The organism is Methanobrevibacter sp. (assembly GCF_045114555.1).
In the GTDB taxonomy this organism is placed as follows: Archaea; Methanobacteriota; Methanobacteria; order Methanobacteriales; family Methanobacteriaceae; genus Methanobrevibacter.
Map to the genome: position 1 here is coordinate 1 of NZ_JBGUKT010000016.1, position 26,078 is coordinate 26,078.

Annotated in this window: 27 protein-coding genes; 19 read left to right on the forward strand and 8 right to left on the reverse strand. The window is 32.1% G+C overall.

The window, feature by feature from the left end; all coding sequences use genetic code 11:
• The 3 genes from ACJMLB_RS02845 to ACJMLB_RS02855 form a co-directional block, all read right to left on the reverse strand.
• Positions 1–180 (reverse strand): adenylyltransferase/cytidyltransferase family protein (locus tag ACJMLB_RS02845; protein ID WP_405323479.1); only part of this gene is annotated, 180 nt, incomplete at its 3' end.
• Between the two features lie 137 nt (positions 181–317).
• Entirely contained in the window at positions 318–1,058 is a 741-nt protein-coding gene (gene hisA / locus ACJMLB_RS02850; protein ID WP_405323481.1) for a 1-(5-phosphoribosyl)-5-[(5-phosphoribosylamino)methylideneamino]imidazole-4-carboxamide isomerase, read from the reverse strand.
• 159 nt (positions 1,059–1,217) lie between these two features.
• Complete coding sequence (locus ACJMLB_RS02855; RefSeq protein ID WP_405323484.1) at positions 1,218–2,105, reverse strand: indolepyruvate ferredoxin oxidoreductase subunit alpha; 888 nt, start codon at positions 2,103–2,105, stop codon at positions 1,218–1,220.
• Positions 2,106–2,447: 342 nt separating this feature from the next.
• Here ACJMLB_RS02855 and ACJMLB_RS02860 point away from each other — a divergent pair, with 342 nt between their 5' ends.
• The 3 genes from ACJMLB_RS02860 (at position 2,448) to ACJMLB_RS02870 (ending at position 5,033) form a co-directional block, all read left to right on the forward strand.
• Complete coding sequence (locus ACJMLB_RS02860) at positions 2,448–3,428, forward strand: ABC transporter ATP-binding protein (protein ID WP_405323487.1); 981 nt, start codon at positions 2,448–2,450, stop codon at positions 3,426–3,428.
• A 36-nt stretch (positions 3,429–3,464) separates the two neighbouring features.
• The gene (locus ACJMLB_RS02865; RefSeq protein WP_405323490.1) at positions 3,465–4,190 is read left to right on the forward strand and encodes an ABC transporter permease; all 726 of its coding nucleotides are present in this window, start codon (positions 3,465–3,467) and stop codon (positions 4,188–4,190) included.
• A gap of 282 nt (positions 4,191–4,472) precedes the next feature.
• On the forward strand, positions 4,473–5,033 hold the full coding sequence (locus ACJMLB_RS02870; RefSeq protein ID WP_405323493.1) for a GNAT family N-acetyltransferase: 561 nt from the start codon (positions 4,473–4,475) through the stop codon (positions 5,031–5,033).
• A gap of 77 nt (positions 5,034–5,110) precedes the next feature.
• Here ACJMLB_RS02870 and ACJMLB_RS02875 read toward each other — a convergent pair whose 3' ends face one another.
• A complete protein-coding gene (locus ACJMLB_RS02875; protein WP_405323496.1) occupies positions 5,111–5,803 on the reverse strand; it encodes a 4Fe-4S double cluster binding domain-containing protein in 693 nt (230 codons plus the stop codon).
• Between the two features lie 346 nt (positions 5,804–6,149).
• Between ACJMLB_RS02875 and ACJMLB_RS02880 the strand changes: the two genes are divergently transcribed.
• The 6 genes from ACJMLB_RS02880 to ACJMLB_RS02905 all read left to right on the forward strand — a co-directional run bounded on the left by ACJMLB_RS02880 (position 6,150) and on the right by ACJMLB_RS02905 (position 11,991).
• The gene (locus ACJMLB_RS02880; RefSeq protein WP_405323499.1) at positions 6,150–7,763 is read left to right on the forward strand and encodes an ABC transporter substrate-binding protein; all 1,614 of its coding nucleotides are present in this window, start codon (positions 6,150–6,152) and stop codon (positions 7,761–7,763) included.
• A 163-nt stretch (positions 7,764–7,926) separates the two neighbouring features.
• Positions 7,927–8,916: an ABC transporter permease gene (locus ACJMLB_RS02885; RefSeq protein WP_405323501.1), complete on the forward strand. Its 990-nt coding sequence runs from the start codon at positions 7,927–7,929 to the stop codon at positions 8,914–8,916.
• Positions 8,909–9,763: an ABC transporter permease gene (locus tag ACJMLB_RS02890; protein ID WP_405323504.1), complete on the forward strand. Its 855-nt coding sequence runs from the start codon at positions 8,909–8,911 to the stop codon at positions 9,761–9,763. The genes ACJMLB_RS02885 and ACJMLB_RS02890 overlap by 8 nt, the downstream gene beginning before the upstream one ends.
• A 44-nt stretch (positions 9,764–9,807) precedes the next feature.
• Positions 9,808–10,311, forward strand: a complete 504-nt coding sequence (locus tag ACJMLB_RS02895) for a GNAT family N-acetyltransferase (RefSeq protein ID WP_405323507.1) — start codon at positions 9,808–9,810, stop codon at positions 10,309–10,311.
• A 45-nt stretch (positions 10,312–10,356) separates the two neighbouring features.
• Complete coding sequence (locus tag ACJMLB_RS02900; protein ID WP_405323510.1) at positions 10,357–11,370, forward strand: oligopeptide/dipeptide ABC transporter ATP-binding protein; 1,014 nt, start codon at positions 10,357–10,359, stop codon at positions 11,368–11,370.
• Complete coding sequence (locus ACJMLB_RS02905; protein ID WP_405323513.1) at positions 11,371–11,991, forward strand: ABC transporter ATP-binding protein; 621 nt, start codon at positions 11,371–11,373, stop codon at positions 11,989–11,991.
• 209 nt (positions 11,992–12,200) lie between these two features.
• On the opposite strand, the gene nudC is transcribed toward ACJMLB_RS02905, so the two are convergent.
• Positions 12,201–13,103, reverse strand: coding sequence for an NAD(+) diphosphatase (gene nudC, locus ACJMLB_RS02910; RefSeq protein WP_405323515.1), 903 nt, complete (start codon positions 13,101–13,103; stop codon positions 12,201–12,203).
• A 180-nt stretch (positions 13,104–13,283) separates the two neighbouring features.
• Between nudC and truA the strand changes: the two genes are divergently transcribed.
• Complete coding sequence (gene truA / locus ACJMLB_RS02915) at positions 13,284–14,168, forward strand: tRNA pseudouridine(38-40) synthase TruA (RefSeq protein WP_405323518.1); 885 nt, start codon at positions 13,284–13,286, stop codon at positions 14,166–14,168.
• 124 nt (positions 14,169–14,292) lie between these two features.
• Here the strand turns inward: truA and ACJMLB_RS02920 are convergent, their stop codons facing one another.
• Together ACJMLB_RS02920 and ACJMLB_RS02925 are read right to left on the reverse strand one after the other, a co-directional pair.
• A complete protein-coding gene (locus ACJMLB_RS02920; RefSeq protein ID WP_405323520.1) occupies positions 14,293–14,496 on the reverse strand; it encodes a DUF4870 domain-containing protein in 204 nt (67 codons plus the stop codon).
• A 161-nt stretch (positions 14,497–14,657) separates the two neighbouring features.
• Positions 14,658–15,335: a DUF447 domain-containing protein gene (locus ACJMLB_RS02925; protein ID WP_405323523.1), complete on the reverse strand. Its 678-nt coding sequence runs from the start codon at positions 15,333–15,335 to the stop codon at positions 14,658–14,660.
• Positions 15,336–15,515: 180 nt separating this feature from the next.
• Between ACJMLB_RS02925 and wecB the strand changes: the two genes are divergently transcribed.
• The 5 genes from wecB (at position 15,516) to ACJMLB_RS02950 (ending at position 20,619) form a co-directional block, all read left to right on the forward strand.
• Positions 15,516–16,847 carry a non-hydrolyzing UDP-N-acetylglucosamine 2-epimerase gene (gene wecB, locus ACJMLB_RS02930; protein WP_405323525.1) on the forward strand — a complete coding sequence of 444 codons (1,332 nt, stop codon included), beginning with the start codon at positions 15,516–15,518 and terminating at the stop codon, positions 16,845–16,847.
• Between the two features lie 9 nt (positions 16,848–16,856).
• Positions 16,857–18,035 (forward strand): ATP-grasp domain-containing protein, encoded by a 1,179-nt coding sequence (locus ACJMLB_RS02935; protein ID WP_405323528.1) that lies wholly within the window; start codon positions 16,857–16,859, stop codon positions 18,033–18,035.
• A gap of 109 nt (positions 18,036–18,144) precedes the next feature.
• Entirely contained in the window at positions 18,145–19,167 is a 1,023-nt protein-coding gene (locus tag ACJMLB_RS02940) for a hydantoinase/oxoprolinase family protein (protein WP_405323531.1), read from the forward strand.
• A gap of 44 nt (positions 19,168–19,211) precedes the next feature.
• Positions 19,212–19,904: a hypothetical protein gene (locus ACJMLB_RS02945; protein ID WP_405323533.1), complete on the forward strand. Its 693-nt coding sequence runs from the start codon at positions 19,212–19,214 to the stop codon at positions 19,902–19,904.
• Between the two features lie 139 nt (positions 19,905–20,043).
• Positions 20,044–20,619, forward strand: coding sequence for a CDP-2,3-bis-(O-geranylgeranyl)-sn-glycerol synthase (locus ACJMLB_RS02950; protein ID WP_295606300.1), 576 nt, complete (start codon positions 20,044–20,046; stop codon positions 20,617–20,619).
• A gap of 120 nt (positions 20,620–20,739) precedes the next feature.
• Here the strand turns inward: ACJMLB_RS02950 and ACJMLB_RS02955 are convergent, their stop codons facing one another.
• Entirely contained in the window at positions 20,740–21,039 is a 300-nt protein-coding gene (locus ACJMLB_RS02955; protein ID WP_295606303.1) for a hypothetical protein, read from the reverse strand.
• A 353-nt stretch (positions 21,040–21,392) separates the two neighbouring features.
• Between ACJMLB_RS02955 and tes the strand changes: the two genes are divergently transcribed.
• The 4 genes from tes to ACJMLB_RS02975 all read left to right on the forward strand — a co-directional run bounded on the left by tes (position 21,393) and on the right by ACJMLB_RS02975 (position 26,000).
• A complete protein-coding gene (gene tes / locus ACJMLB_RS02960; RefSeq protein WP_295606307.1) occupies positions 21,393–22,922 on the forward strand; it encodes a tetraether lipid synthase Tes in 1,530 nt (509 codons plus the stop codon).
• 439 nt (positions 22,923–23,361) lie between these two features.
• Positions 23,362–24,342 (forward strand): beta-ribofuranosylaminobenzene 5'-phosphate synthase, encoded by a 981-nt coding sequence (locus tag ACJMLB_RS02965; RefSeq protein WP_295606310.1) that lies wholly within the window; start codon positions 23,362–23,364, stop codon positions 24,340–24,342.
• Positions 24,343–24,422: 80 nt separating this feature from the next.
• Positions 24,423–24,908 (forward strand): homoaconitase small subunit, encoded by a 486-nt coding sequence (hacB, locus tag ACJMLB_RS02970; RefSeq protein ID WP_295606313.1) that lies wholly within the window; start codon positions 24,423–24,425, stop codon positions 24,906–24,908.
• Positions 24,909–25,358: 450 nt separating this feature from the next.
• Positions 25,359–26,000 (forward strand): HVO_0476 family zinc finger protein, encoded by a 642-nt coding sequence (locus tag ACJMLB_RS02975; protein ID WP_405323538.1) that lies wholly within the window; start codon positions 25,359–25,361, stop codon positions 25,998–26,000.
• Positions 26,001–26,078 lie beyond the last annotated feature (78 nt).

A 26,078-nucleotide genomic window follows, 5' to 3' on the forward strand; every position in this document is an offset into this window, starting at 1 on the left:
CATTTCTAATCTTTGATTTTCATCAATAACAGGAATTCTCTTTTTCTTTTTAACAGTTGAATCTCTTGCTATTACAACTACAAGGACTGCATCTTCTCCACCTAATTCCTTTGCCTTTTCAAGATACAATCCATGTCCCGGATGTAATAAGTCAAATGCTCCTGTTGCCATTACTTTCATGTTTTAATTCTCCATTTAATAATAAAATATATAATTATAATTTTAGATTTATTTTTAATTTTTAAATTTAGTTTAAATTTATTTTTTAGTTTTATTTTTAATTTTTAAATTTAGTTTAAATTTATTTTTTTAGTTTTTTATTTAATTTCTTGGTATTTTAAAGCATCTACAAGATTTATTTTGTCCTTGTATAATGCAGAACCAATTACAACTCCCTTAGCACCGGTTGTTTGGAGTTGTTTCAAGTCATCTAAGCTTGTAACTCCTCCAGAGTATACAACTGGAATGTCTACAGAGTTTACAAGGTCTATGACAGGATCCACATAGAATCCACCAAGCAATCCTTCCACATCAACATTTGTAAACAATATGCTTCCTGCACCAAGATTTTGGAATTCTTTGCTTATTTCAGTTGCAGACTTGTCTATCTTTTCCTGCCACCCTTTTATGACAACTTTATTGTCTTTGCTGTCAAGGGAAATCATTACCCTTTCACTGCCATATTCATCAGAGAGTTTAGTAATTGTTTCTGGGTTCTTGATTCCCATGGTTCCAATAATCAATCTATCAATATCAAGGTTGAGCAACTCTTCTGCATATTCAATGCTTCTTATGCCTCCTCCAAGTTGAATGGGAACGCTTACCTCATCAAGCACTTTTCGAATGGTTTCAATGTTTGTTGTGCTTTCAAGTGCACCATCAAGGTCAATCACATGAACAACTTCTGCACCTAAGTCTTCCCATTTCCTTGCAACCTTTTCAGGGTTTTCAATAATCACCTGTTCGGTTCCAGGTTCTCCTTGCACTAACTGCACGCATTTTCCATTCTTAATGTCTACAGCAGGCATAATCAGCATTTTATTATCTTGAAATGACATTTTGATTCCTTTAAAAGTGTTTTATAATACTAATTGAAAATTTCTAAATGAAAATTTTTAACAATTATAATATTATAATATATTCATTTTATATTATTAATTATTTATTGTTTAAAATTATTTTTTGTTTAAAAAGAATTTTAAAAAAAGTTTTTTTAATTATTTTTTATAATCAACTAATTCTCCAATTCTATTCAAAACAGAATCTATTGATTTTTTGCTGTAATTCAGTTCAATTGCATCAAATTTGCATACCTGCACGCAGTGTCCACAGCCAAGACATTTCTCTTGATTGATAGTTATCCTTCCTTCTTCAAGACTAATTGCATTTCCAAAACAAACATTTTCACTTAAGCATTTTTTACACATTCTGCAATTGTCATTTTGGGTATGGACTTCAACATCATCAAGTCTTTTTATCTTATTGCTGATATCATCATCTAAATCTGGAATGATTTTCCATAAGCAACAGCAGGGACAGCAATGGCAAATGGTCAATAGCTCTTCTTTAGGTCCTACATTCATTAGGACACTATCTATTTTATTTCTACCAATTAGATGGCTTAATCCAAGCTCATCTGCCATTTCAACATGTTCTAAAGCTTCTTCAACACTTGCGACTTTACCATATTTTGAAGCAATCTTTTTAGTTGCAGGGCCTAAAAAGATACAACCGAAGTCATGAGGATAATCCTTACAATTTGAAGAGCTTCTGCAAAGACAGCTGTTCATAATGAAAATGTCATTCGCTTCCTTTATTGCTTCCTTGATGATTTCGCTTGGCACAAATTCTGAATCATCTTTTTCAAAGCTTTGGTTGATTTCAATCTTTGCAGTGATTGTGGATCTTTTTGTATTATTGATTGTATTTTTATTTGGAAGGACAAAAAGCTCGTTATCTTCAAAAAAGACTTTATCTACTATTCTTTTAATTATCCTTGACTTTCTAGTTAATCTGGAAAAGAAAAAACGTGTTTGGAATGTGTATTTGACTAATGATTTTGAAAATGTTTTGTCTTTTTCCTCACCTATTTCATTGTCCTTCATATTTTTGTCTCTTTTCTTTTATTTTAATTCTATATACACTATTGTTTTATTTGTACTTAAAACATTTGATTTTTCTAAGGTTTTTGCTAATTTTAACAAAACATTTATATATGATGTAAAATAATTATTACATATGTAATGTATTTTTTACAAAAGTAAATAATTTTTAACAAAAGTAAAAAATTAATTACATATTTTCTAATTTCCTCCTTTGATTATTTTGTGCACATAATATTCAAATAAATTTAGAAAAAATTATTTTTCAATTTTAGAAATGTTGAAAATTTTTTTAATTGTTATATTAGTATATTTTATTATTATTTTATTATCAAAGGTGATATAGTGACTGATTATGTTATTGAAACAACTAACTTATCCAAAAGGTATTCAGAAAACTTAGTTGTGAATTCCATAGATATGCATGTGGAGAAGGGAAAGATCTATGGTCTTTTAGGTAAGAATGGGGCTGGAAAAACCACCACTATGTGTATGCTTCTAAACCTCGTGTATCCAAGCGGAGGGGAGATTCTTCTCTTTGGAAAAGATCCTAAAAGATATACAAAGGAAGTTTATTCTAACATAGGTTCGATTATAGAAACTCCAGGATTCTATGAAAATCTCACTGCTTATGAAAATTTAGAGATAATTGCTCGGCTTCGAGGAAATTATAATCCTCTAAATGTCAAGATGGTTTTGGAGATGGTTAATCTGGACCAAGAAAAAACCAAGCAATTCAAGGATTTTTCATTGGGGATGAAACAGCGCTTAGGAATAGCAGCTGCAATTATGCATAATCCTGAATTATTGATTCTTGATGAGCCTATTAATGGTCTTGATCCATTCGGAATTAAGGAAATCAGAGACTTGCTAAAAAAGCTCTCCTGTGAGTATGGTGTGACAATCCTGATTTCAAGCCATATCCTAAGTGAAATAGAAAACATTGCTGATGTAATAGGATTTATGGACAATGGCGTGTTAATAGATGAGATAAGTCGAGAAGAGCTTCACAATAGATTAAACAAATTCGTTGAATTTGAAGTTTCAGACATTGATTTGGCTGTTGAACTCTTGAATAAAACAGGAATGAAGGAAAATGCAGATTACTGCTTTAGAAGGAATTTAGGCGAATACATTGATGATTTGGATTCTAATAAAAACAGTGATAAAATGGTGATTAGCGGAACCATTCATTTGCTTTCAAATTTGGATTTAAGGGATGAGTTCAATAGCTTGTTTGTAAGTTCTGGAATCAAAGTAAGAAAAGTGAATCTGTGTGAAGAGAACTTGGAAGAATTCTTTACAAGAATAATTTCCAACACTTAGGAAATTAATATTATTATATTTTTTATAGGTGATTAGATGCTTACTTTTATAAAAATGGAATTTCTAAAGCTAAAAAGATCCAAGATATTCTTATTGAGCATACTTATGGCTGCGTTGCCTTCAATTTTAATGTTTATAGCAACATTTGCTTTTGATGAAACTCAAAGCTTTGAGGCATTATTCTCCACTGTGAATATGTATATGTCTGCATTATTTGCAATTCTTTTATTCTCAATAATCATTTCCTACCTTTTTGGAAGGGAATACAATGAACATACATTAAAGACCATGCTGACTGTTCCAATATCCAGAGGGAAATTCTTGATTTCCAAATATGTCATGTTTCTAATTTGGATTTTGATCTTAACAGTGGTTACAAGCCTATCCACTCTTGCATTTGGTTTTTTAGCAGGGCTTACTGGATTTACATTCCAGCTATTCATAAATAGTTTTGCTGAATTGCTGTTTGCAAATATCCTGTTGTTCTTGACATTCTCCCCATTTGTTTTCATTTCATTGTTCATTACAAATATGGTTCCTGCAATGGTTGGTGGTGCAAGCTTGACTTTAGTGAGCTTATTGGTTAATGGTCAAAGTTGGGCTCCATATGTCCCTTGGGCATGCCCTTACTTGATTTCCTCTGGTGAGATAGCAGATTATGGTGTAAGTCTGATGATTCCTTATGGTGTAATTTTAGCTACTTTCATAATTGGATTGGTTGTTTCCTATGTATACTTTACAAAAAAAGATGTTCCTCTTTAATTAAATTAATTTAAATTAAATTGTTTAAATAAATTAAACGCCTCATTTAACTAAAAAAGATGTTATTTTCTCAACCTCTTTTATTTTCAAAACATCTTTTTTAGTTTTCTTTTTTTAGTTTATTTTTTTTAGTTTATTTTTTTTTTTTATTCTGAAAATTAAATAAAAAATTTTAAATATAATTTTTCACTTAATAGTAATTAGTAGTACAAATTCATAAAAAAGTATTACTAATTCTAATTTTTTCTTAAAAATAGTAATAACTTTTCTTGGTGTGAAAGTATGAATGTTAATATTAAAGAGTTGAGCAATGATCCTAATGAAATAGGAAAAGTTCAAGAATTCTTATTCAAAATGATTAAAAAAGAATTTGGCTATGATTATGTGCCTGAGTGGCATCAGGATATAGTCAATATGGATGAATATTACATTAATCCTAAAAGAAATGCCTTTTTTGTTGCTTATTCTGAAGATGATGAAATTATAGGAACAATTGGCATACGAGCTTACGATAAAAACTTTGAGCAATTCAAAGGTATTTATTCAAATGAAACTACCTCAAGCATTTGGAGATTATTTGTAGATGAAAGATACAGACGCTGTGGATTGGCATCTAAAATCTATAGCATAGCTGAAAATTTTGCAAAGGAAAATGGATTCAATGACATTTATTTGCATACACATAGGAATTTGGATGGTGCTCTCCAATATTGGACAAAAATGGGGTTCATTATTAGATTAGATGAACAGGATGATTTAGAAACTGTTCATATGGACAAGCATATTAAAAAATTAGAAATTTCACCACAAGCAAGCATTTTGACTTATGCAATAAAGTTATAATCCATTAAATATTAACATTCTAAAATTAGTAAAACACATGCTATCCTTTTTAATTGGGATAGCTTTTTTTTTTAAAACTATGGCCTTTTAACAAATTTTTGAGTGTGTGGACAGGCATAAATGCATTTACCGCATACAGTATCAGGTTTTCCTAGGTTTTCTTCAGAAACTTTCAGTGCATACCTTTCACACTTCTTATCATCATAAAAATCGTTTCTTTTAAGTCTGTAATTCCAGTTCTTGCCGCTTATTGCACCTCCTGGACAGGCATCTCTGCAGATCATGCACTTCCCACATTTTGATTCAAGAATAGGTTCTCCAAAATCAAGAGGAGCATTAGTCAGAACTGATGACATTCTTAATGCAGACCCATACTTTAATGTTGTAAGGAGTGCAGATTTTCCAATCCAGCCAAGCCCTGCACGGGTAGCTATTGTTTTATGAGGAAGTTCAAATGAATTGAATTCACCAAAATCAGTTCCCAATCTCTTTTTTGTTTGTGCATATGCATCATATCCCTTATCAATCAAATATTCTTCACAAAGCATTCCAAGTGCATCCAATCGAGTATTCAAATCCACTAATTCAAGAACATACTCTAATGTTGGTGCATTTTCCATTTCCCTGATAATTTCCTTGGGGTAAGTGATATAAAAGACAACTCCAGAGTTCAATCCTTCCTTAGGTGAAAAATTGGTGATGTCTGCAAATCCTACTTCTGTTGCACCATGGCTTTGCAAATATTCTTTCAATTCAATCGATAATGACATGGTCGAATATTTACATTTAATGATATTTAAATCTATTTTAAGTATTATTTTTAGTCAAACCTAAATATTTTAGTTTGTAAAATTTATTTTAATATATTTAAAATATTGTAAAAATTAGTTCATTTTATTATTAATCCAACTATTTTTTTAATTTTTTTTTAAACAAAATTATATTTATCAAATATATTTGAAAAGTAATAAATATCTTTTTATATTTATTATTGCATAATTAAAATTAGTATTAAAATAATTAAATAAAGTATTACTAATATTGCATTTTTTTGAAAAAAGTAATACTCTATGAAATTAGGTTATTTTAATCAAAATTTTATATGGTGAATAAATTATGGACAAAAAATTGATTATAGGTGCTGTAGCTGCTATTGTCATTATTGCTATTGCTGCTTTTGCTCTTTCAGGCGGAAGCCATGACAGCGATCCTACACATTTGACTGTAGCTGCACACAGTAACATTCCAGAGCCGGAATCTGGTTTCAACCCACTTACCGGTTGGGGTTGTGGACACCAAAACTATAACCCCTTAGTACAAAGCTGTTTATTTAAAACAGATAAAAATGGAGATATAGTTCCAGATCTTGCAACTGACTATAAGATTAGTGCGGATGGTTTAACTTGGACTGTAAATGTTCGAGATGATGTTAAATTCTCAGACAACTCTAGTTTTAATGCAAAGGATGTAGCATTTACATTCAATACTGCAAAAGATACTGAGACTGATTTGGATTTAACTAACCTCAAGAAAGTCACTGCTAAAAATGATACTTGTGTTGAGTTTACCTTAGAAGAACCAAGATCTACCTTTATTTATGACTTAAGATATGTTGGTATTGTACCTGAAGAGTATGACAATGCCACTTATGGAGAAAATCCAATAGGTACCGGACCATATGTATTAGACCACTGGGATAAAGGTCAACAAGCAATTTTCAAAGTTAATGATAATTATTATGGTGACAAACCTTACTTCACACAAGTTACCATGTTGTTCCCTGATGAAGCTACTTGGTTAGAACTTGCTAAATCCGGTGATGTGGATGTAGTTCCTGTAGCAACTTCCGCTTTAAATCAATCTGTAGATGGATACAAATTCTATGAAGTATCTGCTGGTAGAGCACAAGGTGTATCCTTCCCTTATCTTGAAGATAACGGTCAAACTACTGAAAGTGGCTGGAAAATAGGTAATAATGTTACTGCTGATAAAGCAATCAGACAAGCATTGAATGTCGGTGTAGACCGTCAAAAAATGTGTGATGAAGTATTCTCTGGACATGCTAAACCAGAATTCACCAGTGTAGACACTAGAGATTATGCAAATGAAGCTGCTAAAGGAACTGATTCTGATGTAGCTAAAGCAAAACAAATCCTTAAAGATGGAGGATGGGAAGACACCGATGGTGATGGAATCGTTGAAAAAGATGGTGTAAAAGCATCCTTTGACTTATACTATCCACCAGATTATCTTGACAGGCAATCTTTAGCAACTGTATTTGCAGAACAAGCTAAAGAAATAGGTATTGATGTAAAACTCCAAGGTGCTGACTGGGATACCATTTATGCAAACATGTACTCTTCAGCTGCATTGATGCAACAAACTTCACCTGACCCATATAAATCCATCTATCAGCAATACCACAGTAAGGCTCCAGATGAATTCTATATGAACCCTGGTTTATACAACAATACCGCTTCTGATGCATTAATGGAACAAGCAATGCATGCTAATGACTTCAATCAAGCCAATTCCTTATGGGCGCAATCCGCACTTGTAGGTGATGGCGGTTGGGGTCCTGCTGGAGACGCTCCATTTGCATGGTTAGTCAACTATGACTACAACTATTTCATTAAGAATGACATCGATATTGGTGAACAACCAGATGGTTTAGGAAATGACGTTTTAATTAATATCTGTGATTGGACAAGAACCAATTCCACAGCTTAATTTTTCATTTCCTTTTTTATTTTTTTTTATAAATTTATTCTTTTAAATTCTTATTAAGTCTCATATTTTATCTAGAAGAAAATAATCTTGTTTAAATAAAAATTTCTTAGTTTATTTTAAAAGAATATTTTAGAATTTAAAAAATAATGGGGGTTTATTTTCAATGAATAAACAAAAAGTAGCAAAATATTTTGGTTGGAAATTAGTACGTTTTATCGTATTGATGATTGCAGTTGCAATATTTAGTTTTGTATTATTAGATTTATCCCCTATTGACCCAGTTAATGCTTATTTACATGGTGCTGCAGTATCAGAAGCTCAAAGACAAATTTTACAACAGTATTTCGGTACAAATGTCCCATTGCCTGAAAAGATTTTCCATTGGCTTTTGGACCTGATTCAAGGAGATTTGGGAACTTCTTTAATATATCGTAGACCTGTGATTGATGTTATTCTCGATAAATTCACTGCTTCTCTTGCTTTAATGGCAATATCTTGGATATTAAGTGGTGTCATTGGTTTTGCATTAGGAGTTGTTGCAGGTAAAAACAAAGGCTCTTGGATTGATAAGGCTGTAAAGGTATATTGTTATGCAATTCAATCTGCACCATCCTTTTGGGTTGGTATGCTTGTATTGATGATATTTTCAGTTTATCTGGGATGGTTCCCAATAGGATTTGGTGTTCCTATTGGTGTTAGAAGTACTGATGCAACATTTATAGAGTGGGCAACAAGGCTTGTCCTTCCTACATTGACATTGAGTCTTGTGGGTCTTGCTCCAATTACAATGTACACACGTAATGAATTGACCCAAGTTTTATCTTCTGATTTTGTATTGTTTGCAAAATCAAGAGGTGAAAAAGGTTGGGATTTAGTGAAAAACCATGGTATAAGGAATATATTATTGCCTGCAATTACATTGCAATTCCTATCATTCAGTGAATTGTTCGGTGGAGCAGTTATGATAGAACAGGTATTTTCATATCCTGGAATCGGACAGACTGCTGTTGCAGCAGGTCTGCAGAATGATGTTCCGCTATTTTTGGGGATTGTGGTCATCAGTGCCATATTTGTATTTGTCGGTAACTTGCTTGCGGATATTTCCTATTACTTTATAGACCCAAGAATTAAGGAGAATGAGTTCAATGATTAAGAAAAAAGCTAATGATAAAGAGCAATGGTTCATATACCGTGCGAATCTTAGAACAAAAACCCTTGTAGTAATTGGGCTAGCAATTGTGATTATCCTAAGCATTTTCATAAGTGGTTATTTCATTAGAGATATCCCTACTAACTTTGCTAGTGCAATGCAGATGCCTTCCTTAGAACATCTTTTCGGGACTGATTGGATGGGAAGGGACATGTTTCAGCGAACAATTGCTGGACTTGGATTAAGTATTATGGTAGGTTTCATTGCATCTGTTGTCAGTACAATAATTTCCATTGTTCTCGGATTATTCTCAAGCTTCAACAAATTCGCAGATGAAGTTGTTGCAGGGATAATAGACTTATTCGGATCAATTCCTCACATCCTTTTAATCATTCTTGTTTCAATAATGTTTGGAGGGGGAGTATACGGTGTAATCATGGGTGTCGGTTTGACACATTGGACACCTCTTGCAAGGGTTTTAAGATCTGAAGTTAAGGAGATAATGACAAAAGAGTACATTTCTCTAGCAGAAAATCTTGGAAGAAATAAAGTTTGGATAGCAATTAAACACATTTTCCCATTAATCATTTCCCAAATAATTGTGGGGGTAATCCTAATGTTCCCTCATGCAATCATGCACGAAGCTGCGATTACATTTTTAGGATTTGGATTACCTCCTCATGAACCTGCAATTGGGGTAATATTAGCGGAATCCATGCACTACTTATCATCAGGATGCTGGTGGTTAGCTTTCTATCCTGGTTTATCATTACTCTTAGTTGTATTGCTATTTGACTTGATTGGAGAAAATGTTGAAAAATTACTCAATCCTGAAACTGCACAAGAATAAGAGAAATTTTTAATTTCTCTTTTTTTAATTTTTTTGGGGATAATATGGATATAGAAATTAGAGAGATTCAAAATGATGCAGATGAAATAGAAGCTGTTCAGAAATTTTTGTATGAACAAATTAGGTTAGTCTATGATATTGGTCCCACTCCTAAATTTCACTACGATATTGAAGGGTTGGATGAGTATTACGTTTTGCCTAAGAGAAATTGCTTTTTTGCAGCCTATGATGGGGATAAGATAGTTGCAACAGCAGGAATTAGGGCATATGACAGAGATTTTGAGTTTTTCAGAGGACAATACACACAAGATAATACTGCAAGCATTTGGAGATTAATGGTTGATGAAGATTATAGGAGAAATGGAATTGCACGAATTCTTGTAAAACATATGGAAGAGTTCGCTAAAAAAGCAGGTTATAAGCAAATCTATCTACATACTCATAGGTATCTTGATTCAGGGTTGCCATTTTGGAAGTCTCAAGGATTTGTTATAACTGTAGAAGAGGATGACTATGATGAAACAAGTCATATGATAAAGATTATTTAATTATTTGATGTTTAAATTGAAATTAAAACAATAATAGGTGGTTTAATGGACAAATTATTGGATGTTGAAAATGTTTCAATTTCATTTACACAATATACGAAGGGATTAAATCAAAGAAATTTAAAAGTCATAACTGATTTGACCTTAGATATAGCTGAAGGTGAAATTTTAGCGGTATTAGGTTCAAGTGGGTCTGGAAAAAGCCTGCTTGCTCATGCAATATTTGGGATTTTACCTGAAAATGCTAATCTTAATGGAAAAATTAAATTCAAAGGCAAGGAATTGTCTCAAGAAGATAAAGAGGAAATCAGAGGAAAAGGCATAGTTCTTGTGCCTCAATCTGTCAACTTCTTGGATCCTTTAATGAAAATATCAGATATTGCAATTGGTCATTGCGATAGCGAGGAAGAGAAAAAGGCAAAGAAAATCAAGCAAAGGGAAATCTTTGAACATTATAATTTAGGGCCTGAAGTGGATGACATGTATCCATTCCAATTGTCTGGAGGTATGGCAAGGAGAGTTCTTGTATCAACTGCATTGCTTGCAGATCCTGATCTTGTTGTAGCTGATGAGCCAACTCCTGGGCTTGATGAAAAAACTGTTCAAGAGACATTAAATCATTTTAAGCATATGAAAGAAGCGGGAATAGGCGTTCTTTTAATCACACACGATATCCATGCAGCATTGGAAGTTGCGGATAGGATTGGAATATTCTATTCAGGTTATGTGATTGAGATTGCACTTAAGGAAGACTTCTCAGGGGATGGGGAAAACCTCCTGCACCCATATACAAAATCATTATATAAGGCATTGCCTGCAAATGGATTTGAAGTGATTGAAGGATATCAACCTTTGCATGGAGAAATCATTGAAGGATGTCCGTATTATGACAGATGTGATATGAGATTTGACAGATGTAAGAAAGAAAGGCCTGAATTGGTTGATGTTGGATTGAAGAAGATTAGATGCTTTAAATATTACGAAGATGCTGATGATGAGATTGTTGAAGAGCCTGTAATTGAAGAGGATGCTAATGAAATTATTGAAGAAGGTGCATAAATGGAGCTTATAGCAAAGAACATTTCATTTAAATATCCGTCAGCTAAAAAGTACTTATTGCAGGATGTTAATTTGGAATTGGACAATAAGAAGATCATAGGTTTGATTGGTGATAGTGGTAGTGGTAAATCCACATTATGCAAAATATTATCTGGATATGTAAGCAAATATCAAGGAGAAGTGACATTTGATGGCAAACCACTTCCAAAAAAAGGATTCAAGCCAGTTCAATTGATTTATCAACATCCCGAAAAGGTTATGAATCCTAAATGGAGAATGAGTCAGGTTTTAGCCGAATCTTGGGATGTAAAGGATGAAGATTTGGCCCAATTTGGAATTCAAAAGTCTTGGCTTACAAGATTCCCACAGGAATTGTCCGGAGGGGAACTTCAAAGGTTTTCAGTGCTCAGATCACTTAATCCAAATACAAAGTTCCTCATTGCTGATGAAATGACAACTATGCTTGATGCAATTACACAGGCACAAATCTTGGATACTGTTTTAAAAATAGTTAAAGATAGAAAAATGGGATTCCTTTTGGTAAGTCACGATATGGATTTGGTGGATACAATCTGTGATGATAAGATATATTTAAAGGATATCAATGCTGCTATGAAGTAGTAGTTAAAAATATTTTATTATTCATTATTTTTTATTTTTATTTATTATTCTAAACCACCTATTTTTTTATTTTTTCATAACAATTATCTCTTTTTTTATTATTTTCATTTTCTTTTTTTGCAGCGGTTCTTCTAAATTTTCAATAAAAAATAGTAAAAAATTAATTTCATGTAATTACATGAAATTAAAAAATCAATCAAAATCGTTCTTTAGTAATTTTCCTTGAAATTCTTCAGTAATCTGGAAAATATGGAAATATTTGAAGGTGGTTGTTCAATTTCCTCTTTTTTAAACCATTTCGCTTTGGTGATTTCATTCTCATCCACCTTGATTTCACCAGACTTGTATTTGCAGATGCAACCGATCATCAAGGAGTTTGGGAATGGCCAGGATTGGCTTCCAAAGTATTGGACATCTTCAACTTCAATTCCAACTTCTTCCATAACCTCTCTTTTGACTGCTTCCTCAACGCTTTCTCCAGCTTCCAAGAATCCTGCAATCAATGCGTATCTTGGATATTCGTGATAAGAATGTCTTGCCATCAAAATCTTTTTGGTTGGATTTCCATTTTCATCGAGGTCCTCTTCATCTTCCTTGATAATTGTGGTAATTATTGCAGGGCAAATCCTTGTAAAGCTTGTAAATCCACATTCAGGGCATACTTTAGCCATTTCCACATCAGATGTAACTGTCTTTGCACCGCATCTTCCACAATATTGGTGGTTGTTTTCCCAATCGATGATTTGAATGGCTCTTCCACCAAGATAATAGGTTTCTTCGTTAATGTCAAAAACTTCATAAAGATTGATGAATTTTAAATTGATCTCTTCATTCTCTTCCTTAAAAGCTTCAATGTCAAAGTCTTCAGCGAGTTCAACTGCATAAGCGTCCTTAAGGTAAAATTCTCCAAAGTAAATGCAGTTTTTAATATCCTCTTCATTGATGTTAAGCTCACTTAAGTCCTTGAGTAACGGGAGCTGATAATCAATCAATAAAAGGTCTCTGTCATTGAATATGAAATAAAACTTTTCATCAGTATCTTTAGCTTTAAGACCTATTTTATAATTATCATATAAGCTTAGTGATTCCTTTGTATCGTGTTGTGTTTTCATATTTTATAATATGTTATTTTAGTTTATATTTTTAATTATTGAGACTCGATTTTTTTTTAACAAATAGCTAAATATTTATATTTTTAATAAAAAAATTAATAATAAAATTATAATACAAATTGTATTAGTAATTAAAATTGTTATAAAAGTATACTCAAAATTATTATTTTTGTGATTGTTATGAAACGAACTGCCTTAAAGATTGCTTACATTGGAACTCACTTTCATGGATTTCAAAGACAGCCTGATGTAAGAACCGTTGAAGAGGAACTGATTTATCATCTTAGAAAATTAGGATACATTGATGATTTAAAGGCTTCAAGGTTTAGGATAGCTGGAAGAACCGATGCAGGAGTTCACAGTCTTGGAAATGTAATAAGCTTTCAAAGCGAGAAGGAAGTTCGTGTCAATCAGATAAACAATAGCTTGCCGGATGATATTCAGATAATCGCTTGGGCACCGGTTAGATTTGGATTCAAGCCAAGATATGCCCAAATGAGATGGTATCGTTACATTCTCTTTGAAGAGGATTTGGATATTGATCTTTTAAGACAGACTGCAGAGGTCTTTAAGGGAACTCATAACTTCACTAATTTTACTAAAAGAAAGCAGAAGACAACTGAAAGAACAATTGAAGATATCAGAATATCAAGACCAATAATTGATGAGGAAGACAAGAATAAGAACAATAATTTCGCTCATTTGAACAAGACTTACAGCCCTATTTTTGTAGACATTTACGGTGAAAGCTTCTTATGGAATATGGTTCGTAAGATGATGAGAGTTTTCTTGGATGTAAATTATGGAAAGCTCACTCTTGATGATGTAAGAAAATTATTGGACCCAGAAGAAGACGAGCCAAGAGCATATATCAAGGTTGTAGAACCTGAAAATCTAATTTTAATGGATATTGAATATGATGGAATAAGATTCAGATATGATGATTATGCATGCGAGAGGTTCAGAAGATATATGGTAGATAATCTCTTTGAATTGCAAAAGACTTATTCTGTTAGTGAATCTATGCTAAACAGTTTTGAAAGTTTAACTGATAGCGAAAAATAGTTTTATTTTTTTTATTATTTTTTTTTTTAAAGCATTGAAAAAAATAGAAAATTCTTATTAATTAAAGTAAATTAATTAATAAGAAGATATTTAATAAATCTTTAATTTTAAATTAAAGTATGTTTTAAGCCATCGCTAAGGTTAAAACAAAACCTAAAACCCATACGACTACTGCTAGAATCATAATATATTTTGCATGTTTTTGGTAGAATGGGTCTTCTTTTTTAACAAAGTATAATACTATTCCTGCAATTAAACCTAAGATAGGTATGAGTATAGCAAGAAGATATCCTACAATTACAATAATTTTGTCTATAGTTTCAGCCATTTTTTATCCTCCATAATTTTTAAAGAATAATTTACATTATTCTTTGTTAATAATATTTTTTTAGAAAGTAATATATTAAATTTTATATTTTTTATTACCTTTTTTAATTATTTATATTAATTGCTGAATATATTCATTTTTTTTAAAATTCTATTACAATATTATTCCAAATAATCATGAGTTTCTTTTAATTTTTCCATAATAAGTTTCATGGATTTCTTTTCCTTTTCATTTCCCACTTTTTGACAGACTCTATTCAGCTCTTTCATATGAGTCCAGATCATGTCCTGCTTTTCTTTGTACTTATGGTCAAATCTGCAGTAATAAACCAAGCTTTCTATAACGGCATTCATAGCTCTGTTTAAAGGAACAATCTCGTTATAATCACTAATGTAAATGTCTTCCACTTCACAAGTCACTACATTTCCAATTCCATTGTTGTAGTCATTCTCTCTTTTCTTCTCTATTGTCTTTACAACATGAGCCTTAAAGAATCCTAATGAGTCCTTTATCATAGGGAATTCATTGAACTCTCCAAAATACTCTTCTTCCAGTTCTCCAAGAGTAGAATAAGTAAAAATAAGTGGGTCTTTTGTAATGTTCACAATCAATTCCCCATTTTCCATAATGTTTAGATGGGTGTGAACACAATTGTCCAAATGAATGACAACATGATTTGAATCCTTGCAGATTACTCCAATTGGAGCGGCATTTTTTACATTTTCTTTGCTTTGTGTAGTGACAATGGTTTCATACAATTGTCCTTTAAACATGTTTAATGATTCTAAATTATCTGCTTTTTTATAGTGTTTATTGTTAATGATTAGTTCTTGGTTCATGTTTGTCCTCAATAATTATTTAAATATTTAAATTATATATTTTTTCTTTTTTTATTTTTTAACTTTCAAGATTAATTAAACTATATATTATTTGAAAAACATATCTTTAAATAATATAAATTATTATAAAATTTATCAAATCATAAACTGAATTATCAACTAAATAAAGGATGTTTTAAAATGAAAATAGCTATTGTACTTGGAACAAGACCGGAAATAATCAAAATGGCTTCTGTCATGGATGAGATTGAAAAGAGAGGCCATGAACTCTTATTGATTCATACTGGTCAGCATTATGATAAGGAAATGTCTGAGAATTTCTTCATTGACTTAAAGCTCCCAACTCCAAACTATAATATTCATGTTGGATCAGGGTCTCATGGAAAGCAAACTGGAAAGATGATGGAAGGTATTGAAGAGGTTCTCTTAGATGAAAAACCGGATATTCTACTTGTTCAAGGAGATACAAATGCAGTTCTTGCTGGTGCACTTGTTGCAAGCAAATTGCATATTCCTGTAGGTCATGTTGAAGCAGGGCTTCGTTCATTTGATGAGACAATGCCTGAAGAAATCAACAGGCTTGCAGCAGACATCTGTTCCAAATTATATTTTGTTCCAACTGAAGAGTCTGCAATAAACCTCGCTATGGAAGGAATTTCAAGAAAAAGGATATTCATAACTGGAAACACTGTTGTTGATGCATGTTTCAGAAACCTTGAAATATCCAAGAATAGAGAAAAAGATGAATACGATGAAGGTCTTGCAGAGCTTGATATTGACAATATGGAAAACATCCTTACCCTAACAATGCATAGGGCAGAAACAGTTGATGATAAGGAAAGATTAACCAATATTATAGAAGCTTTAGAGGAACTTGATGACATGAACATCATCTTCCCAATTCATCCAAGAACCAAAAAGACTATGGAAAACTTCGGTCTCTTTGACAGATTAAATGATCTCAAACATGTTCATATCATAAAACCAGTAGGTTATCTTGATTTCCTGCTTTTAATTTCAAAATCAACAATCATATTGACTGATTCCGGAGGTCTTCAGGAAGAGGCAATCACTCTTGATGTGCCTGCACTTACCTTAAGGTACAATACTGAAAGGCCTGAAACTGTAACTGCAGGTGGAAACATTCTTGTAGGTTCCGATAAGGAAGTCATACTTGAAAATGCAAGAAGAATTTTGGATGATGAAGAGTTTGCAAATAAGATGAAATCTGCTAAAAACCCATATGGAATGGGAAATGCTGCAGAGCTAATGATTAAAATAATAGAAGATGCAAATAAAAATGACAGTTTAAAAATGGAAGCTCCTGATGAAGTGATGTCAAGCTTTACAAGAAAGATGAAAGTCGTTGATGAAGATATAAGTGTGGTCGAATTTGAAGACAAGAACAGTTCGTTGATCAAGATTGCTTTTGATGGTGAGGAAATCAAATTCCCATATGATGATTTGAATTTGAATGGTTTAACTATTATCTATGAAGATTATGCTAATTAAGGTGGCAATATGCTCGATTTAAAAGATGTGAATGATGATTCAATATTAGTGTTTGAATACTTTACTGCTTCTGGTGTAGAGGATTTATCAATAGTTTCAGAAGCTGTAGAACTTATTAGATCCCTTGTCAGTGATTTGAAGGATGAGGATATTTATGTTTTGCTTGCAAAACAGTTTGAAAACATTTTTGATGACTTTGACTTTGATGTAAAAACCATGGTCATTGAAGAGTCTCTTGAAGATTGGCTCGAAAGGGAAGCTTACATATTCGATAGAGCAATGTTCATTGCAGCTGAAAATGACAATAATTTATACAATCTAACCAAATTGCTCGAATCCAAGGAAATAAAGGTTTACGGCAGTGACCATTTTGCAGTGAACCTTGCCTCTGACAAATATGAAACCTTTGATTATTTGGCCAATAGGATTCCTCAGCCAATGACCTATAACATTCTCTTGAACAAGAAAACCTATTGGAAAAGGGCTATTCAAATCTTCTTTGACACAATCAATGGGGATTATGGTGATGGAAGCAATGATAATGCAGTTCCTATCATGCAGAAACCTAAAGACATTCCAGTTTTGGACAATTCAGATAAAGATGTGGTTAAAGAGAACAAGCTCATTGCAAAGCCACGTTTTGGAGTGGATTGTGATGACATTAAGATAATTGCCTCTAAAAAGGATATTGATGATTTGGAGGAAATTTATGGTGACGGTTCAAGATTCATTGTTCAGCCATTCATTGAAGGTGATGTTTGCAGTGTCTGCCTTATCAGTGATGGCAAGGAAGCCCTTCCCATAAGCTTGAATAAGCAGATTGTAGAAATCGATGAAAATGGTGGGGAATATCTTGGAGGATACGTTCCATATGAACATCCGCTTAAGGATAAGGTCTTTGAGTATGCAAAAAAGGCTTGTGAATATGTTCCTGGATTAAAAGGTTTTATAGGAATTGATTTCATTATTGAAGATGAATACATTTATCTTTTGGAGATAAACTCCAGATTCACAACTTCCTATGTTGGACTTCAAAAAATCATCAACATCAATATAGCTAAAACAATCATTGATTTGATTGATAAGAAAATAAGTGTTGATGGTATTGGTGAAATTACTTATAGTTCAAAAGCAAGCTTTTATAAGAATGATGATGGAATTTTAGAAATTAAAATAGAAGATAATTAATTTTTATAATAGGATGAATTAGAAATTAAAATAGAAGATAATTAATTTTCATATATTGATGAATTTTAGAAATTAGATTGGGGAATAATTATACTTTTTTGGTGATAATGTGAAAGTAGCAGGTTTTGATATCGGTGGTGCAAACACTGATTTAGCAATTGTAGAATATGAAAATGGTGAAATAAAAGATATTCAAACAGTATTTGAATACTTGCCTATGTGGTCTCAAAATGAGAGATTGGGAAATGTCTTATACGATTTGATTGAAAAGATCTGTCCGGTTGATGAGATAGATGCTGTAGGAATTTCAATGACTGCAGAGTTAGTTGATGCATTTGAAACAAAGGCTCAAGGGGTATTGGATATTGCAACTACTTGCGAAAAGCTCTTTGACTGCCCTGTTGCATATATCGGTACAGATAAGGTTTTGTCACTTGCAGAGCTTATTGCAAACCCTATTGAAGTTGCTGCTGCAAACTGGATTGCCACTTCACATATTGTTGCTGAAATTGAAAAGGATTGCATTTTTGTAGATACCGGAAGCACAACCACTGACATTATTCCAATAAAAGATGGAAAGGAATGTGCAAAAGGCAGAACCGATTTTGAAAGGTCCGCTACTGGTGAACTTGTATACACTGGAACCTTAAGAACCAATTTAACAAGCTTTGTAGATTCAATTCCCCTTAATGGAGAAACCTACAGGGTTGCTTCAGAACTTTTTTCAATAACTGCTGATGTTTATAATGTCCTTGATTTGATTAAAGATGAGGATTATGTTTGCGCTACCTGTGATGGTGCAGGAAAATCAAAGGAAGAGTCTGCAAGAAGAATTTCAAGAGTTGTATGCGCAGATTTGGATATCTTATCAATGGATGACATTAAGGAAATGGCAGATTATATTCACAAGGAGCAAGTCAAGCAAATAGCTGCAGGCCTTAAGGAAGTTTCAGATAGGGAGGGATTGAATAAAGTTATCGTAACCGGTCTTGGAAAAGACATTTTATGTGCTGAAGCAGCTAAACTCTTAGGTCTTGATGTTAAATCCATGGGTGACTTTTACAGTGATGATGAATGTACAGTTGCTCCAGCTATTGGCACTGCAATCATGATGAAAAATTACTTGGATTAAATTTTTAGATTAAATTAAATATTAATTGTCAAATTTGTGATATTATGGGTAAAAAGGCTAAAATCGTAATAATTAGCTTAATAATTATCATTGCAGCTATTTTAGGATTTTTCATTCTAACTGAAGGCAGCAGCGAAATTATAGGTGAGAATAGTTTAGGCGCTGTAACTAAGGTCAACTATACTCACTCAGACGATACCACTGTGAAAATTGCAGTAGTTTCAGGTATGCATTCAAGAGAAAAACTTCATAAGATCATTCTCCCTCTAGTCTGCAGGGCCTTTGCATTTACTCATGGTGATGTGGAAGTCATAAACTATCAAGTTAAGGTAACTGATTCTCCAGATGACTTTGATAGAGGCAGAGCTAATGGGGAATCTTTAGTTCATGATTATGTTGTCCGTGATGTTGCCAAGTTAAATCCGGATTTAGTCATCATCGGTCATGACCATGAGCCAAGCTATGGTGAGGGTTATTATATAGCCACACCTACAATGGATAATGCGTCTGTTGATTTGGCTGAAGAAGTAACAGGTGATATTGGATTTAACTATTATAAAAGAAATAAGACAAGACCTGCAAAAAGCACATCTATCAAAAAGGTAGACACTCCTTTAGTTGAAACTGGAACTCGCGTATTCGTTTATGAAATTCCAGAAACAGATTCAAAAACCTTAGCCTTTATAGGATCCTATAGGTTATTGGAGGCATCCTATAATCATTTGCTTAATCAATAAGTGAAAATTGATTTTTAGTTGAAAAAATTAAATTGTTAACTTAAGAAATTACCCATAAGCTTATATACTTAAATTTATTAATAATTAAAAATATAGTTTTAAATGAAAATAACGAATTAATTTTATTTTGAGGCAAATAATGGAAATTGAAATTTTTAATTTACTGATTGCTGTTGCAGGTGCAATATATTTTATGCTACCTGCTTATGTCGCTAACCTTAGCGGTCTTGCATTCGGTGGAGGAACACCAGTTGACGGTGGAAAGGAATGCAAGGATGGGCGTAGGCTTATTGGTAATGGTGTAACATGGAAAGGCCTAATAAATGGTACAATTCTTGGGACCATTGTTGGTGGAGTATTGGGAATTATCGGTACCTTTTATGGAGATTTAAGTGTCTTGACTGGTGGGATAATAGATCTTCCAGTTTATGGTAGCATAACCGGTGGTTTAATCTTAGGATTCCTAATGGCTTTCGGTGCATTGTTAGGAGATTTAGTTGGAAGTTTCATAAAAAGAAGGATTGGCCTTCAAAGTGGAGAGCCAGCTCCTATTATGGACCAATTGGATTTCGTAGTAGGTGCATTGATTTTAAGCTTATTGGTCGTTAAGATCAGCTGGGAATTTTTCATTATAGTTGCTGTTTTAACTCTTATTTTGCATTTAGGCTCTAATATGATTGCTTATTTGCTTGGAATTAAGGATGTTTGGTATTAGTTCTGTGTTTATTAGTCCTGTATTAAAGTCCTTTTTTCTATTTTTTAACTATTTTTCTATTTTTGTTTTTTAACTTTTAATCTATCATTACCTTTCTTAATGATTTATTCTATTTTTAAATTATTCATCATCAAAAATATCAACTAATGGCTTTTGCTCATTTGTTTTAATGATTGGAGTTTCCTCTCTTTTTTTACCTTTCTCATCTCGTTTCTTAAATCTCCAACCATATTCCTTAAGCTCTTTTTCACGAACTCCATATTTGTTTGCTACCCATCTTAATCCGTGTTCCTCAACTTCCGATTTGACATCTTCTGGGTCGTTGAATGTTATTGGGTCTATGCTTTCGTAATATTCAAGGACTTTTAAAATTCTGTTATTAGGTATGTTATTTGCTTTAATCCATTCACTTAATTTCATGCCATGCACCTAAATTCTTTAAAATATGTTTTCTTAATTATATATTATTTAAACTGATTTATAAAACTTTAATATGGATTTCATTATCTGGTTATATTTTTTGCCATATCATTCAGTGTTTCATTGAATTATTTATCTGTCATTTTTTCAGTTCTTATGCTATTTTATATATTAAGTTTAAATATTAAAAAGGATATATTAAATATATCATGTTAATGTAAGTTTTTTAAAAGCTTAGTTCAGTTTACTATTTTTAGTAATGAGCTTTTTATTAAACTATTGTTTAGGAATACTAACTTTAAGAATTATATTTACACAGATCATGGATTAAAAAAATCAATTGTGGTGAAAAGATGCATATTAAAAATACAACTAGTTTATGTCCTATATGCCTTAAGCCTTTAGATGCGGAGGTCTATGAAGAGGACGGAAGAGTCTGGATTAAAAAAGAATGTCCAGAACATGGGGAGTTTAATAATACTTATTGGAGTGATGCAGAGTTATACAACAGAATTGATCAAGTTGACCCAATCACTCAAGACTTGGAAAATCCTATGGTGGAAAAAGTTGCAAAATGTCCTTCAAATTGTGGTATTTGTTCAGAGCACGAATCTTACACAGTTTTAGGATTAATTGATGTGACAAACAGATGCAATTTGAAATGCCCTATCTGTTTTGCTAATGCAGCAACTTCCAAGAAATTATTTGAACCTACTCAAGATGAAATCCGTCAAATGCTCAGGAACTTAAGAAGTGAAAAGCCTGTTCCTGCACCAGCTATTCAATATGCTGGTGGTGAACCTACTGTAAGAAAAGATTTGCCTGATTTAATCAGAATGGCTAGGGAAGAAGGATTCAATCATACTCAAATTGCTACCAATGGTATAAGAATTGCTAAAAAAGAAGGCTATGCTCAAGAATTAAAAGATGCAGGATTAAACACTGTTTACTTACAATTTGATGGTGTTACTGAAGAGCCTTATTTAATTGCAAGAAGCAAAAACCTATTGGATGTTAAATTGGAAGCAATTGAAAAATGTAGAGAAGCAGGTTTAGGTGTTGTAATTGTACCTACCGTTGTAAAAGGTGTTAATGACCAGCAAGTTGGAGACATTATCAGATTTGCTATTGAAAACATTGATATTATTCATGGTGTCAATTTCCAACCTGTATCATTCTCTGGAAGAACTCCATCTGACCAAGTTGAAGAGCAAAGAATCACAATTCCTGACTTCTTGAACTTAGTTGATGAACAAACTGAAGGTCAAATCTCCAAGGATGATTTCTATTCAGCTACATCTGTACAACCTGTATCTGAATTTATTGGAGCTTTAAGAAATGAAGAACCTCCAGTAACCTTAAACTGTCATCAACACTGCGGTTCAGCTACTTACATATTCATTGAAGATGGTAAAATCATTCCTATTACAAGATTCATTGATATTGATAAGTTCTTAGTGTTCTTAAACAAATACACTGAAAAATTGGAATCCGGTTCATTTGCAATCAAGTCCAGAATTTTTGCTAGTGCTACTAAAAACTTCAATAAAATCTTTAAGGAAGAAGAGGCACCATCTGGATTGGATATGAAAAAGATTATTTTTGATATCTTTAAAGATCAATCTTATGATGCTTTAGGTGAATTCCATGTAAATTCATTACTCATTTCATGTATGCATTTCATGGACCCATTCAACTTCGACACTGATAGGGTAAAAGACTGTGTTATTCACTATGCAGTGCCTGATGGAAGAGTCATTCCATTCTGTACCATGAACTCCATTTACAGACAAGGCATTGAAGATGAATTCTCAGTTCCATTAACTCAGAAAATGACTGAATTCAATGACAAGACTGGAAAAGAAGAGGAAGATGAAGATTAGATAATCTTCATTGTTTTTTAAATTCTTTTCTTTTTTTATTAAATTCATTTCTTTTTTTATCAAATTCTTTTATTTTTCTATTTTCATTCTATTTTTTTATAATTTTTTAATTAGTTTCTATTTTAGGATATCTTTCATTTGGTTTATATTTTAGGATATTTTTTTATTTCATTTCATTTTTTTCTATTATTCTATAATTTTTCAATTTTTAGTCTTTTTTCTATTTTTTCTTACATTATTTTCTAATTTTAAGCCATTTTTATAAAAATTTTTCAATAAGTTTATATAATAAAATTAATATATTAATATTGAAATATTTAAGTTTGTTAAATATTGTAATTTAATTAAAATTATAACATTTGATATTTGGAGTTAATGGGATAAATTGAAATTTTTTATCTTTTCCATTATTGAATAGTATAAAAATGGTCGTGAAATTATGATTATTAGAGCACCTTCAAGATTACATATGTCTCTTATTGATTTAAACGGGTCATATAAGAGAATTGATGGTGGTATAGGTCTCGCACTTAGCGATCCACAATTTGTTTTAGAAAGTGAAGAAACCAATGAAAAAGGATTTACCTTAGAATTTGCTGATGGCATTAGAGAGGATTCCAGAGAGGAATGTTTAGAAAAGATTCCAAATGCTGCAGAAAAAATTGCAAAGATTTGTGATATTGAATCTGGATTCCATTTTAAAGTTTTAGAAGCATACCCTGCTCATTCAGGATTAGGTTCCGGTACTCAAATTGCAGTTTGTACCGCTCACTTAATGACTGAAACTGCAGGACTTAAATTTACAAGCAGAGAATTAAGTACTATGGTCGGCAGAGGAGGAACCTCTGGTATTGGTACTTTTGCACATGACTTAGGCGGGTTTATTGTTGATGGGGGACACAGTTTAGAAGAAAAACCTGGATTCTTGCCATCTTCTGCATCTAAAGCAAAACCTGCTACATTGATTGCAAGATATGAGTTCCCTGAAGAATGGAATATCTTGCTTGCTATGCCTGAAGTGGAAGAGCATATGCATGACCAACAGGAAGTAAATGTTTTCCAAACATACTGTCCAATTCCAAAAACTGAAGTTGAACAGGTTTCTCATTTGATTTTAATGAACTTGCTCCCATTCTTGCTTGAAAAGGACATTGTTAACTTCGGTTGGGCAATCAAGGAACTTCAAAAAGTTGGTTTCAATAAGCTCGAACACAGTTTAGACCCACATTACTTGCCTACTATGCAAGCACTTGACGATGCAGGAGCTTATGGTACTGGTATCAGTTCATTCGGCCCTACCTTATACACTGTCTTCGATGATGACAATAAGGATATTGTAAAGGCAGCTGAAGAGATTGTAGGTAAGGATAAGGTAAAAGTAACCAAAGCACAAAACCATGGTTATGTAATTGAAAAATAGTTATCCTAAATCGTAACTATTTTTTATTTTTTTAATTATTTTTTGAATTTTATTAAATTTTTATATATGTAGTGAATACTATGGCTGAAATTAAAGGAAAGGTTTGGAATTTTGGAGATAACATTGACACTGATGTCATCATTCCCGGAAGATATTTAAGAACATTCAATCCAAAGGATTTGGCAGAACATGTTCTTGAAGGAGAAAGAGCGGATTTCACCAAAAATGTAAAGCAAGGGGACTTGATACTTGCTGGTGAAAACTTTGGATGCGGTTCTTCAAGGGAACAGGCTCCAGTGGCTATCAAGGCAGCAGGAGTTGAAGCGATCATTGCAAAATCATTTGCACGTATCTTCTATAGAAATGCAATCAACATAGGTCTTCCTGTTGTGGTTGCAGACATTGAAGCAGATGATGGCGATATCGTATCAGTTGATTTGGAGCATGGAATCATTGTCAATGAAACTAAAAACATTGAAGTGGAATTCCAAGCTTTTGAAGAATTCATGATAAATATATTGTCTGATGGTGGTCTAGTTAAACATTATTTAAAAGAAAAAGAATAAGTTTAATTAAATTGATTGGTGATATATTTAAACCAGTGTTGTTCTGGTAAACTATTTATTAAATCAATCAAACATTTATTTTAAAGGATATCATTTTGAAATATATCTTTCTTTTATTTTTTACTTAAGATTTTTTAGAAAAATTATATTATTTCATATTTTTGTGATGATTTTTTTTAAATCGAAATGATCTTTTAAAATTAATTTTTTTAAAATTAATTATGATTAATACATAAGTTTATAATTAACTTAATCTATAATATTATAATAATCAAAATAATTTATTAATTAAAATTAATGACATAGCTATTTTTAATTATTTTCTTAATTTTTCAAGTCATGAAAAATTAATATGTTTTAATTTATTATTTTTATTGAGATTTCAAATTTTAGATAAATTTTTAGCTGTGTTTTTAATGAAAAAAAAACAGAAGATAACGAGGTGAAAATATGGTTTGTCCAGTTTGCGGATCTGATGAAGCAGTCATTTTAAAGAATAAGCTTATCAAAGGCAAAAATAAGGAAATTAGAGAATTCCTATTGAAATGTGATGAATGCGGATCTGTTTATAATGAAAGAATTTCTCAGGATAACCCAAAACCATTCAGATTAATCATTAGTGAACATGAAGATACTCATAAGATATTCATTGACTTATTCCCTGATGAACAACTTGTTGTTGGGGATTTCCTAATGTCAGAGCTTGGAAAAGTGAAGATCACTTCTTTAGAGCTTGAAGGAGAAAAGAGAGTTAAGAAAGCTATTGCTCGTGATGTAAAGACCATTTGGGCGTCATCTGAAGAGATTCCTGCACGTTTTGGAGTTTCCATTGACTTGCATGGAAAAGTCGCTTCATTCAAATGTGAAACAGAACGTGACTTCAAGATAGCTGTTGACGATATTCTCAAGATTGACAAGTATGTTGCAAGAGTACATGTAATCAAGACAGAAGAGAGAAAAACCACTAAAGGTTATGCTAAGGCAAAAGTCATTAAAAGGGTTTATGCAAAACCTGTTAAGTTCAATCATTTTGATTATGATTTAACCAAATACATTGTTCAGGCAAAGCCTTTGAATAAACATAAAAGTTAATTTAACGACAATTTAAAACAATTTAAAATTTTCTATTGGGATGATATATTCAATTCCCATATAATCTATTTTTATTTT